The organism is Vibrio sp. JZG10, assembly GCF_054064075.1.
In genome coordinates this window covers 352,298-364,596 of sequence record NZ_JBSUGE010000002.1, presented here as the reverse complement: position 1 = coordinate 364,596, position 12,299 = coordinate 352,298, and the positions used below count along the sequence as shown (strand labels likewise).

9 protein-coding genes are annotated in these 12,299 nt (G+C 45.8%); 5 read left to right on the top strand and 4 right to left on the bottom strand.

Going from position 1 to position 12,299, the window contains the following annotated elements:
- Positions 1–7 precede the first annotated feature (7 nt).
- Positions 8–736: an efflux transporter transcriptional repressor VdeR gene (gene vdeR, locus ACWYVB_RS04140; protein ID WP_006742273.1), complete on the bottom strand. Its 729-nt coding sequence runs from the start codon at positions 734–736 to the stop codon at positions 8–10.
- 161 nt (positions 737–897) lie between these two features.
- Between vdeR and ACWYVB_RS04135 the strand changes: the two genes are divergently transcribed.
- The 4 genes from ACWYVB_RS04135 (at position 898) to ACWYVB_RS04120 (ending at position 6,980) form a co-directional block, all read left to right on the top strand.
- The gene (locus tag ACWYVB_RS04135; protein ID WP_457528070.1) at positions 898–1,971 is read left to right on the top strand and encodes an efflux RND transporter periplasmic adaptor subunit; all 1,074 of its coding nucleotides are present in this window, start codon (positions 898–900) and stop codon (positions 1,969–1,971) included.
- Positions 1,971–3,032: an efflux RND transporter periplasmic adaptor subunit gene (locus ACWYVB_RS04130; RefSeq protein ID WP_457528068.1), complete on the top strand. Its 1,062-nt coding sequence runs from the start codon at positions 1,971–1,973 to the stop codon at positions 3,030–3,032. Before ACWYVB_RS04135 ends, ACWYVB_RS04130 begins: the two co-directional genes overlap by 1 nt.
- On the top strand, positions 3,032–6,091 hold the full coding sequence (locus ACWYVB_RS04125) for an efflux RND transporter permease subunit (RefSeq protein WP_253658085.1): 3,060 nt from the start codon (positions 3,032–3,034) through the stop codon (positions 6,089–6,091). The genes ACWYVB_RS04130 and ACWYVB_RS04125 overlap by 1 nt, the downstream gene beginning before the upstream one ends.
- Positions 6,092–6,266: 175 nt before the next feature.
- Positions 6,267–6,980 (top strand): hypothetical protein, encoded by a 714-nt coding sequence (locus ACWYVB_RS04120; protein ID WP_104970828.1) that lies wholly within the window; start codon positions 6,267–6,269, stop codon positions 6,978–6,980.
- A gap of 82 nt (positions 6,981–7,062) precedes the next feature.
- On the opposite strand, the gene fruA is transcribed toward ACWYVB_RS04120, so the two are convergent.
- The 3 genes from fruA to fruB are packed head-to-tail and all read right to left on the bottom strand — an operon-like array spanning position 7,063 to position 10,935.
- Complete coding sequence (gene fruA / locus ACWYVB_RS04115; RefSeq protein ID WP_457528065.1) at positions 7,063–8,802, bottom strand: PTS fructose transporter subunit IIBC; 1,740 nt, start codon at positions 8,800–8,802, stop codon at positions 7,063–7,065.
- A gap of 18 nt (positions 8,803–8,820) precedes the next feature.
- Complete coding sequence (gene pfkB, locus ACWYVB_RS04110; protein WP_104972548.1) at positions 8,821–9,792, bottom strand: 1-phosphofructokinase; 972 nt, start codon at positions 9,790–9,792, stop codon at positions 8,821–8,823.
- A gap of 9 nt (positions 9,793–9,801) precedes the next feature.
- A complete protein-coding gene (gene fruB / locus ACWYVB_RS04105; RefSeq protein WP_005397987.1) occupies positions 9,802–10,935 on the bottom strand; it encodes a fused PTS fructose transporter subunit IIA/HPr protein in 1,134 nt (377 codons plus the stop codon).
- A 374-nt stretch (positions 10,936–11,309) separates the two neighbouring features.
- Between fruB and cra the strand changes: the two genes are divergently transcribed.
- The gene (cra, locus tag ACWYVB_RS04100) at positions 11,310–12,290 is read left to right on the top strand and encodes a catabolite repressor/activator (RefSeq protein WP_006742265.1); all 981 of its coding nucleotides are present in this window, start codon (positions 11,310–11,312) and stop codon (positions 12,288–12,290) included.
- Positions 12,291–12,299: the final 9 nt, after the last annotated feature.

Here is a 12,299-nt window from a genome sequence, read left to right as displayed (position 1 = left end):
TGCAGCCTTATCCGACCGCTTTGTCTATTGTACAACACATGTCGATAACGATATCTTCAAGTTTTTCCGGATGAATCATGTCTTCTTTTGCAATCCCAAACTGAGACGCCATGATCGTATTGAACAACTCCCAATGTTTGATCAGCATTTTTTCGCGATTATCAGCGATGTCAGGCCATGTCTCTTGCATCATCGGAGTAAGACTGATTGCACCATGTGCAAAAATCAACATCTGCCACTTTGATTCCCACTGATCAAATTGGGCGTTAGGGTTTTCACTGTTGTACTGCTCAAAAATTCCGGTAAATATCGCAGCAAACTCATCTTTTGACTTTAAGAAATACTGCAGCAGGGCACCATCATCGCCTTGGCGAATAGCATCAGCAATCATCTGTACTGGGTGAGGATTAACGAGCGCAAATGCCAGCATGCGAACCATAAACAGATAAATTTTTCTATTCGAAGGTGTGTTCTCAGGCATCTCATTGATTAATTCAGCCATATAGCACTGCATGAATTCATCCATCGCGTCGCTAACCGCTTGCCAAATCTTCTCTTTGCTGCCGAAGTGGTGACGGATCAAACTATGTGAAACACCAGCCTTTTCACTGATATTGCGCAGTGAGACACGCTCGTAACCAAGTTCACAAAACATATCTGCTGCCACCTTAAGGATCAGACACTTAGTTTGTTCTGCGGCTTCAGCACTTCTACGCCCCTGCTTTCTTTCATTCATAGTTCGAATTTTCCCGAATATTAATCAACGCGCTTACTTTTACCAGAAACCGGACGCTTTGACTAATTAATTTGCTTTCCACCTGGAAAATATGTTGATCAATTTCAAATTCTGCATATACTGCACGACTGTGTAATATATAAAACCTACGGAGAAAGCGGGTGCGAAAACAATATTTAAAGCGCACTTTAGTTGGTGCTGTGGTGACATTAAGTCTCTCTGGCATGCTAACTGGGTGTAACAAAGCCATTTCCGAGCCGTCTGAACCTTTAATCAAACCTGTAAAATTACTGGCGGTGAAAGATCTAGAAGTTGAAGACTCGCATGCCTTTTTAGCGCGTATTGATGCGACACATCGCGCACAGCTTTCTTTTCAGGTTGGTGGTGAGGTCGATGAATTACTTGTTCGCATGGGCCAAGAGGTAAAAAAAGGTGAAGTGCTTGCAACGTTAGACCCTAAAGATCTTCAGCTTGCGTTAGACGCCTCTCAAGCACAATTCGCGTTAGCAAAAACGCAATGGGAGCGCGCGAAAAACCTTTATGGAAAAAAGCTGATTAGTACAGATGAGTGCGACCAGAAAGAAACTCAATATAAAGCGGCATTGGCAAACTACGAACAAGCCAAAACAGATTTGAGTTATACCAAGATTCACGCACCTTTTGATGGCATCGTGTCATACACCTATGTCAACCCGTTTCAAGTGGTCGCAGAGAAGCAAGAGATCCTGAATCTTATCGATAACACGACCTTAGATGTGTCGTTCACACTGCCAGTCAGTTATGCGGAATCCGTATCACTTGAGTCACTGCAAAATTCCGATATGTGGGTGACGATGGATAGCGAGCCAGGAAAACGTATCCCTGGAAAATTTAAAGAAATTTCGACTCAGCCAAATGTCGATACCAACAGTTATGAGGCGATCGTAACCATCACTCGACCAGAAGATCGCAATTTGCTAACAGGTATGACAGGGCAGGTACACATAGCTAAACAACATCTATCGGACGCGATGACGTTGCCTCAATCCGCTTGGGTAAACAAAAAAGAGACGCAAGGCGAAGTGTGGGTAATGGACAGAAACACACAGCAAGTTAATAAAGTCACAGTGTCTCTTGATGCCTCTGGAGGTGTGAAAGCAGGGCTTGATAACAATGATTACGTTGTTGTTGCTGGCGTTGAGCGACTGGTCGAAGGACAAGTCGTGAAAGCTTGGGTTCGTGAGGGAGGCATTTAATGAAACGATCTCTATTTACGATCTCTGCAATTGCGCTTGCAGTTTTAACGGGTTGCAAAAATGAAAACCAAGCTTTCGTCGAGCAGCCGCTTTTTGTGTCGACTATCTCTGTGGATGCGCCGGTACAAAGCCAATATCGAGCTTTTAAAGGAATAGTTGTACCAGCAGAGCAAACACCTATGGCATTCCGCCGCGCGGGAGAAATTCAACACGTGTTGGTGAAAGCGGGCGACGTTGTTAAGCAAGGCCAAATGATCGCAAAGCTGGATGACAGTAAAGAAAAGCAAGCCGTAAATGACGCAGAAGCGCAATATACACTGGCGATACGTCAGCTCAAACGCGGCGAAGACCTACACGCACGTCAGATGATCTCAAAAGCCGAGCTTGATGAGCTAACAGCTAATAAAGAGTTGGCAGAGGCTAATTTCTATAACGCCACCAATCAATTGAACTACACCCGTTTATTAGCCCCGTTTGCCGGTAAAGTGTCTGACGTTTTCAAAGAGCGTTTTGAACGTGTGGCAGTTGGGGAGCCGGTGTTGAACCTATATCAAAACGATTTGGTGTACGTGCGTATTGAGCTTTCCGACAATGTTCTCGCTATGGTGGACCCAAATTCAGATAACATGAGCTACAAACCTAGAGCAACTTTCTCCGGCATTAATGACACATTTGCTTTGGACTATTTAGAGCACACAAGTGAGCCTAACTCCGAAACTCAAACTTACGAAATGTATTTGACGATGCCACAGCCAAAAGCAGAGATTCTACCGGGAACCAGCGTCAGTGTTTTGGTCGATATGGTGAAAGCGGGGATTACCTCCATCGATGGTTACAGTATTCCAGTAACGGCGCTTCAAGCGGGCAGCGAAGAGAATGAGTTCTTTGTATGGAAAAAAGAGGGTGACGTTGTCACTCGGGTGCCTGTGATGATTTCCCAAGTGAATGGCAACGGAGCCATTGTGTCGTCAGGAGTTAAGCAAGGCGACGTTCTGATTAATTCAAACCTACGTAAATTACGTGAAGGTAAACATGTGGATGTTGTGGAGAATAAACAATAATGAACATTGCTGAGTACTCAATAAAAAATAAAGTCATCAGCTGGTTGTTTATTATTATCCTTGCTGTTGGTGGTCTAACGTCGTTTTTGGAGCTTGGGCGACTAGAAGACCCGGCATTTACGATTAAAGATGCCATGATCATTTCAACATACCCTGGTGCGACGTCGAAAGAGGTTGAAGAAGAGCTGACGTATCCTTTAGAAAAAGAGATTCGAAAACTCCCTTATATAGACAAAATTACCTCTACGTCTTCTGATGGTATGTCTCAAATCACGGTCAGTATGGAAATGGACTATGGTCCTGATGAACTGCCGCAAATTTGGGATGAAATGCGCCGCAAAATTAATGACTTGCGACCAACTTTGCCTCAGGGCGTACAATCTTTGCAGATCATTGATGATTTCGGTGACGTTTATGGCGTGATGTTAATGCTCACTGGTGACGATTACGACTATGTGGAGCTAAAACGCTATGCTGATTACCTGACTCGTGAAATCGAGCTGGTTGATGGCGTAGGAAAGGTGGATATCACGGGCGATCAACAAGAAATGCTGTTTGTTGAGATCTCTCTTGACCGCCTTGCCGCGCTGAACTTAGACATGAACGTGGTTGCGAGCTTGTTGAACCAACAAAACAATGTGGTTTCAGCAGGGGAAGTGATGGTCAATGGCGAAAGCCTGGTCATTCGTCCAAGTGGCACCTTAAACACCGTAGAAGCGCTAGAAAACTTGATCATTCATGGTCGTGACACAGGGAACCTAATTCGTCTAAAAGACGTAGCAACGATTTCTCGTGGTATCCAAGAGAAGCCAAGCAACGTCGTACTCTTTAACGGTCAAAAAGCGATTAATATCGGTATCTCGTTTGCGTCAGGTGTGAACGTGGTTGAGGTTGGCGAACGTTTGGATGCGGAGCTTGCGAGCCTTGAGTCTATCAAGCCTGCTGGCATCGATATGAACTACTTTTACAACCAAGCCAATGAAGTGGATGAGTCCGTTAAAGCGTTCGTAATTAGCCTAGCAGAGGCAGTGGCGATCGTTATCATCGTTCTGCTGTTTACGATGGGCTTACGCAGTGGTGTCATCATTGGCGTCGTGCTGTTATTGACGGTGTTCGGTACCTTCATCTTGATGAATTACAACAATATCGAGCTGCACCGTATTTCTCTTGGCGCGTTAATTATTGCTCTGGGCATGCTGGTTGATAACGCGATTGTGGTCGTGGAAGGCATCTTGGTTGGCCTAAAAAAAGGGCGCACTAAAGTTCAAGCGGCCGTCGATATTGTAAAGCAAACACAGTGGCCTTTGCTTGGCGCAACCATCATTGCGATTACGGCTTTTGCACCTATCGGTTTGTCGCAAGATGCAACGGGTGAGTTCATGGGCTCTCTATTCTGGGTGCTGTGTTTCTCACTATTTTTGAGCTGGATTACCGCTATTACGCTGACGCCATTCCTCGCAGATCTATTGTTGAAAGAAGAGGACAGGGGCCAAGATACCAACGAAGAAGATCCCTATAAAGGTTGGCTGTTTGTTGTATTTGGCGCATCGCTAAAATTCGCACTGCGATTCCGTTGGCTAACGGTTGCTGGCATGGTCGCGCTATTAGTGGGTGCTGTCGTGGCATTTGGTAATGTAAAACAGCAGTTCTTCCCACCATCGAACACGCCGATGTTTTACGTTGATATGTGGATGCCAGAAGGTACGGATATCCGCGAAACGATCAAAAAAGCCGAAGAAGTGGAAAGCTACATTCGTCAGCAAGACGATATTGACTTTGTTTCTGCTTCAATTGGGCAGGGTTTGCAGCGTTTTGCTCTTACGTATCAGCCAGAGAAAAGTTACGAAGCGTACGCCCAGTTCCAAGTTCGCGCCACTGATCGTGAGAGCATGTTCGGTTTGTTGCACAAGTTAGATGCTAACCTTGCGAAGACGTTTGATGCACCGACATTTCAATTTAAATTGATGGAATTTGGCCCTTCACCAGCGTCTAAGATCGAAGCGCGTATTACTGGTCCCGATCCACAAGTTTTACGTGATTTAGCGGTGCAAGTTGAAGACATCCTTCATACCGACCCTGGTGCCCGAAACATTCGTCACGATTGGCGAGAGCGTACTAAGGAGCTTGTGCCTGTTTTCAATGAGTCTAAAGCTCGTCGCTTGGGCATTTCGAAAGAAGATCTTTCAAGCACACTGCAAATGGCGTTTGGTGGTAGCACGTTGGGTTACTTACGTGATGGTACACACACGTTGCCAATTATGACGCGCCTTCCTGAAGAAGAACGCGTGGACTTTGAATCACTACAAAACGTGACCATTTGGAGCCCATCACTGCAAACGTACATTCCGGTCGACCAAGTGATTGATGGCGTTAAATTGGATTGGAGCGAGCCGCTAATTCAGCGTCGTGACCGCAAGCGCACGTTAACTGTGCTCGCTGACCACGATGTGTTGAGCGACGACACGGCGGCAAGCTTGTTTGCGCGTGTGCAGCCTAAAGTGATGGCACTGCATATTCCAGAAGGTTACGAAATCACATGGGGGGGTGAGTATGAATCATCGAAAGATGCGCAAGAAGGTCTGTTTGGTTCGTTGCCGATGGGTTACTTGTTGATGTTCATCATTACTATTTTGCTGTTTAACTCAATTAAAAAGCCGTTGGTCATTTGGTTCACCGTGCCGTTGGCGATCATTGGTGTTGCTTTTGGTTTGCTTACCACAAATATGCCGTTCAGCTTTACAGCATTCCTTGGTTTGCTGAGCCTAAGTGGCATGATTTTGAAAAACGGTATTGTGTTGCTTGATCAAATTAACCTTGAGTTGGAGTCAGGGAAAGAGCCTTACCTCGCGATTGTCGATAGTGCGATCAGTCGTGTTCGTCCGGTAAGTATGGCTGCTCTGACGACCATCTTGGGGATGATTCCACTCGTCTTCGATGCCTTCTTTGGATCGATGGCAATAACGATTATGGCAGGTCTTGGTTTTGCTACAGTACTGACACTGATTGTAGTGCCAGTAATGTTTGCGATTCTGTTTAGGGTAAAACCGACCACTGCATAGGGACTCCTGGCTGTTTGCCAGCTTCCTGCCTAGCCCTGAAGGTTTTCTTCAGGGCTTTTTTGATCTTACCAATGTACAGCAATCCATTCATTTACTTGATTCTAATGATTTTCTTACGAATGCAATGCAAATCATGCGTATACTGATGGAACGATACATCAAAGAGCGAGATAACATGAACAAGCGCGTATTACACGGACTCTTCTTCGTCGGTTCTTTCACCTTGGTCGGCTGTACTACGACAGACAGTATGACTACAGAAGAGGCTAAGCAAGCCATTCCTAAAATCAACAGCGTTAGCACTGAAGTCATCTCCAACTGGATTGATAGCAAGGTTTTAGCGCCTGAAGGGCTTTCACTCGAACAAGACAATCTACGTTATATATCGGGTAGCGCCGACTTAAACAGCGATGGCAATGCAGAACACATTGTATTGCTACAAGACCGTTATTTCTGTGGCAGCGGTGGTTGTGCAGCTTATATGTTTGATAATGAGGGGAATGTTATCAATCGAATGTCTGTCACTCGCACGCCTATTGTACTAGCCGACAGTTACAGCAATGGCTGGCAAGATTTCATCGTTTGGAGTAATGGCTCATATCGACTCATGAGTTACAACGGTGAATCTTACCCGAGTAACCCTTCTTTGGAGCCAAAGGTGGATCGTGACTCAAACCAGCAGGCGGCAATTGCGAATGTAATGGCGACAGAGCTTTATCAGCAAGATGGCTATGACATTATGCCCGCTGATTCGAAAACTTTGTGGACGCCGGCCAATGTATACCACTTCACCTTTAAACATTACGGTGATCCGCATAGTACTTATAAAGCTACCGTGGATATGAACAGTGGGGAAGTAGACATTGTTGCCGTTCCGGCTGCGGAATAAAAAACACCTCCCTTAACCGGAATTAAAGGGAGGTGCTGAATGCCAAATTCGAGGGTGGCATTGTTAAGCGGTGTAATTCTGTTTATGCCGCGACTTCTTGTTTGGCTTCTGCTTTGCTTTTTAAGAAAGCGTAAGTAAAGCCAGTTACTGCTGTACCAGCTGCGATAGCCACTAAGTACATTAACACTGGTGAAATGGCGTTAGGGATTAACAGTACGAACAGACCGCCGTGTGGTGCCATTAATTTTGCACCGAACAGCATTGATAGGGCACCAGTAAGCGCGCCACCTGCCATACAAGATGGAATCACACGCATTGGATCTTTCGCGGCAAATGGAATAGCACCTTCAGAGATGAAACACAGGCCCAATACAAATGATGCTTTACCAGCCTCACGTTCATTTTGTTCAAATTTGTTCTTCGCAATGAAGGTCGCTAAACCCATACCTAGCGCAGGAACCATACCAGCAGCCATGATTGCTGCCATTGGCGCGTAAGTTTGCGAAGCCAATAGACCGACGCCAAATGCGTAAGCGGCTTTGTTTACTGGGCCACCTAGGTCGAAACACATCATTGCGCCAAGGATAATACCCAGTAGTACTGCACTGTCAGAACCCATGTTGTTTAGGAAGTCAGTCAGGCCGTTCATGATGCCTGAAACTGGGCCGCCTACGATGTAGATCATCACAAGACCAGTGAACAATGTTGCCACAAATGGAATGATCAGAATCGGTTTAAGCGCTTCCATCGATTGTGGCAGTTTCACCTTATCTGCGAGGAGTTTCGCTGCGTAACCGGCAATGAAGCCAGCTGCGATACCACCTAGGAAACCAGCACCCGTTGAACTTGCTAGCATGCCGCCAACAAGACCAGGAGCCAGACCCGGACGGTCAGCAATCGAAAACGCGATGTAACCCGCAAGCACAGGAATCATCAATGCGAATGCAGAGCCACCACCAATGTTCATCAATGCTGCAGCTAGCGTGCCTTCTTCTTTAAATGCTTCAATGCCAAACACGAACGATAGGGCGATGATCAAACCACCAGCGACAACCACAGGCAGCATGTGCGATACCCCTGTCATCAAGTGTTTGTAAGCGCCTTTCTTCTCGTCTGCTGCCGAAGCAGAATTTGCAGAACCTGAATGTTGGTAAATCGTGGCTTGCTCGAATGCTTTGTCCATCTCTTCGGCTGTTTTCTTCAGAGCTGGGCCTGTTTTCGTGCGGTACATCTTTTTGCCGTTGAAGCGATCAAGTGGCACTTCGATATCTGCAGCAATGATCACTAGATCAGCGTCTGCGATGTCTTGATCTGTCAGTTGGTTTTTCGCACCAACTGAACCACGAGTTTCCACCTTGATTTGATGGCCACGGCGTTTGCCTTCTTCTTCTAGCGCTTCTGCTGCCATAAAGGTATGCGCAACGCCAGTAGGACAAGCGGTGATTGCGACAATTTTCTTTGCTGCTGATGTTACTTCAGGAGTGATAGGGGCTGCAAGTGTGGTTGCTTTTTCAAGTAAAGTGGCGTTTTCAACCGCTTGCTGGAGAAACGCAGCTGCGTCTTTTGCTACTTCGCTGATTTCCGCTTGGTAAACCTTTTTCCCTACGAAACGAGAAGTATCCACGCTAGTATTTGCCGCAATGATAATGACTTCTGCTTGTTCAACGTCAGCTTCCGTCAGCGGTGTAGGTTCAACCACACTTGATTGACATTCGATTTTTGCATTCCAGGTTAATTTTGCGGCTGCTTGTTCTAGTAACCCTGCCGCAAGGATGCTATTTGCAACACCGCTCGGACAGGCAGTAATAATGGCAATATTCATACGATAACCTTCTGTTCCTTAGTTTTGTTCTAAGTTTGTAATAGGGTAAAGCTCGCTAACTTCAGTTTGCTGCTTGATGTTCTCCAGTTCTTCCTGACTGGTTAGCCCTACGCCGACTTGACTAACTGCCAAGGCAGAAAGTGCTGTAGCGAAGCGCAATAAATCGTTTTTCGGCATCAGTTGCATGTGGCCCCAACACAAGCCAGCAACTAGCGTATCGCCTGCGCCAACGGTGCTTACCACATTCATTCGAGGGGGTTGTGCACGAAGCCATTTGCCTTGGTTTAGCCACATCACACCGTCAGCGCCCATCGACACAACAATGTTCTCGATGCCTTTGTCACTCAGTGTTTGCGCGGCGGCTTGGCATTGTTCTGGTGTTTCTAGGTGTTCGCCAACAAAATCACCAAGTTCTTCATCGTTAGGCTTAATCAACCATGGGTGAGCCTCAATACCTGATTTCAATGCGGCTTTACTGCTGTCGAACAACACCTTTTTGCCTTGTTGATGCAGTGCTTTTATCCACGCAGCACATTGTTCGGCGGTTACGCCTCCAGGTAAGCTACCCGCAAGCACAAAGTAATCGTGAGTCTCTGCGAGACGGAATAGCGTCTCCTCAAAGCGAGCAATTTCGTCAGCCGTTACTTGAACACCAGGGAAGTTAATGTCACTAACGTTGCCACTAGCCTCAACGAGCTTGACGTTGATACGAGTGGCACCTTGTACTTCTACAAACTCATTCTTAACGCCGATGTCATTGAAAAGCTGATGGAATAGCTCAGGGTTATCTTTACCAAGAAAGCCGGTAACCGTGACATCTGCGCCTAAATCGCTCAACACTTTTGCTACGTTGACACCTTTACCTGCAGCATGGAGATTGCTTTGCTGCACTAGGCTCACGGAACCAACGTTTAGCTCATTTACTGAACCTGTTAAATCTAATGCCGGGTTGAGCGTAATAGTGACAACTTTACTTGTTTTGTTCGTCATATCGGCTCCTTAACCTTCACCAAGGCCAGAAGCGATAGCATTCCCGATAGACTCCAAGGCTTGCGGTGCATCAGGGCCTTCCGCAGTAAATTGAAGTTGATGACCGTGCTTAACGCCAAGCGCAATGACTTTCATTAGGCTCTTCGCGTTTACTGTTTTGCCATCACCGTCTAGGTTGGCAACGCGAATAGTGGATTCAAATTTTTTCGCTTCCGCCACTAACATTGCACCCGGACGAGCATGTAAACCATGAGAGTTTTTGATTTTAAATACAGCGGTATTGCCTTCTTCTGAGGATGCGGCTGTGACTTCTTCACCTTTAAACAAAGCAAGAATCTGTTCTACTGATGCATCTAAAAGCTTGCCGTGCTCATTGTTAAACACGATATTAGAAAGCGTTTTTAGGATAGGCTGGTGAGCATTGTTACATGCCGCAAACGCGACAAGTGCACGCACTTTTTGACCTTCATATTCGCAGTCGTTTGCCGTCGAGACAAATGACACGCCTGTGCGAGTTACATGTTTGTCACTGCCAATTAACCAAAGGCCATTACCTAAGTGAGTTGGTGTTTTGGTAACGAGATCTGCGACGAACTCGTTATCAGCACAGCCCGTGTTTTTCAAAAGACCACCAGCGACAGCACTCATTTGTAGCATATCGCTCGCAGGGAACATAAGTTGAATTAAAGAAGCGTCAAAGTCTGCTTCAAGCTGAACATCACCGTGGAGCAGGGCAATAATCTCGTCTTCATTTTTTGCATTACGTAGGCGTTCTTCTACGCCGTCAGCGCCTAGCACTTTCGTTAGCTGTTTAAGAATGCCAAGGTGCTCATCAGATTTAGCTGCAATGCCGATAGCGACGAATACCGTGTTACCATCACCCCAGTCGACACCTTGTGGAAAGTGGTGCACAGCAACACCCGTTGTTTTCACCATTGAGCGAGTGTCAGTCGTGCCGTGCGGGATGGCAATACCGTTCCCCAAAAACGTAGAGTTTTGGTTTTCACGGTTTAGCATGCCTTCCACATAACCTTGTTCAACAAGGCCCTTGTCTGTCAGGCTTTGCGCAATATTCTTGATTGCTGCAAACTTATCTGTCGCTGATTGCGAGAGGGTAATGTCGTTCTTATTTAGCTTAAGCATGGTGCTTCTCCAGCCTTAAGGTATCAATTTAAAAATGTATTCTGTGTGAGAAGTTGAACGCTGCTTCTGCTGAGCGCTTATCACTCCTCAAACCTTCTTATCTTTTAAGCTAAATCGATTCAGCTTATTGGTAAATTTTTTAAAAGACTCAGAAAAACTATTTTAAAAACTGACGTTAACAAACGAGTCTTTGTTGCTGTCCTATAGCCTAGCCTACAAATTAGTTTGTTGTGTATTCAGGTGATTTACGTCAATTTTTAAGTTTTGCTGAATCCTTTCAGCTTTTATACTGAATCGGTTCAGCTTATAATTCAACTTATCGAAAGATCGCTGATGTATTAATATGATCGCGCGCACAGAATAAGGTTTAGAATATGACACTGGATGAAATAGCCAAATTAGCAGGCGTTTCTAAGACAACTGCAAGCTATGTGATTAACGGAAAAGCGCAGAAATACCGCATCAGCGAGAAGACTCAGAAGAAAGTGATGGCCGTTGTAGAAGAATACAATTATAAGCCAGATCATGCGGCGTCTTCTTTGCGAGCAGGTAATTCACGCTCATTTGGGCTTATCATCCCAGACTTAGAAAACACCAGTTATGCGCGTCTTGCAAAACTGATTGAGCAAAACTCGCGTAAAGCGGGGTACCAAATTTTAATTGGCTGCTCTGATGATGATCCTGATACAGAGCAAAAGGTGGCGGAAGCGTTAGTCAGTCGTCGCATTGATGCGTTATTTGTGGCAAGTGGTATGCCCACTGCAAACGAGTATTATCTTAAGTTGCAAAATTCTGGTACGCCAGTTATCGCGCTAGACCGCCCAATGGATGATGAGCACTTTTGTTGTGTCATCAGCGAAGATTTTGACGCCGCACTTGAACTCACTCAGTCAGTACTGTCCGAGGATATAAAGTCCATTGGCTTAATCGGCGCATTGCAAGATCTTCAAGTTTCAAAAGAGCGTGAGCTCGGTTTTCGATCCGCTTCTCAACAAGGTGGCAAAACGGCAACAGTCGGTTATGGGCAGCACTTCTCCCGAGAAGAAGGTAAGAAAGTCTTAGAGAGATGGCTAGCAGAGAACGAGCTGCCAGATGCCATTGTCACAACGTCATACACACTGTTAGAAGGTGTGTTGGATGTGATGCTCGAAAAGCCAGAACTCATGAGCAAAGTTCGCCTAGCGACGTTTGGTGATAATCGACTGCTGGACTTCTTGCCAGTGAAAATCAACTCTTTACCTCAACAATTTGAGTTGATCGCGGACAGCGCAATGGAGTTAGCGCTCAACGCTTCCGCTAAACGTTATAAACCGGGTGTTGAGTTGATTCCACGTAAAATTGTTAAACGTCACTAAACAGGTTAC

Bases quoted from the DNA above. Each gene is read 5' to 3' on its own strand.
- pfkB (WP_104972548.1), bottom strand. From the start codon at position 9,792: ATGACGAACAAAACAAGTAAAGTTGTCACTATTACGCTCAACCCGGCA.
- vdeR (WP_006742273.1), bottom strand. From the start codon at position 736: ATGAATGAAAGAAAGCAGGGGCGTAGAAGTGCTGAAGCCGCAGAACAA.
- ACWYVB_RS04120 (WP_104970828.1), top strand. From the start codon at position 6,267: ATGAACAAGCGCGTATTACACGGACTCTTCTTCGTCGGTTCTTTCACC.
- fruB (WP_005397987.1), bottom strand. From the start codon at position 10,935: ATGCTTAAGCTAAATAAGAACGACATTACCCTCTCGCAATCAGCGACA.
- cra (WP_006742265.1), top strand. From the start codon at position 11,310: ATGACACTGGATGAAATAGCCAAATTAGCAGGCGTTTCTAAGACAACT.
- ACWYVB_RS04125 (WP_253658085.1), top strand. From the start codon at position 3,032: ATGAACATTGCTGAGTACTCAATAAAAAATAAAGTCATCAGCTGGTTG.
- fruA (WP_457528065.1), bottom strand. From the start codon at position 8,802: ATGAATATTGCCATTATTACTGCCTGTCCGAGCGGTGTTGCAAATAGC.
- ACWYVB_RS04130 (WP_457528068.1), top strand. From the start codon at position 1,971: ATGAAACGATCTCTATTTACGATCTCTGCAATTGCGCTTGCAGTTTTA.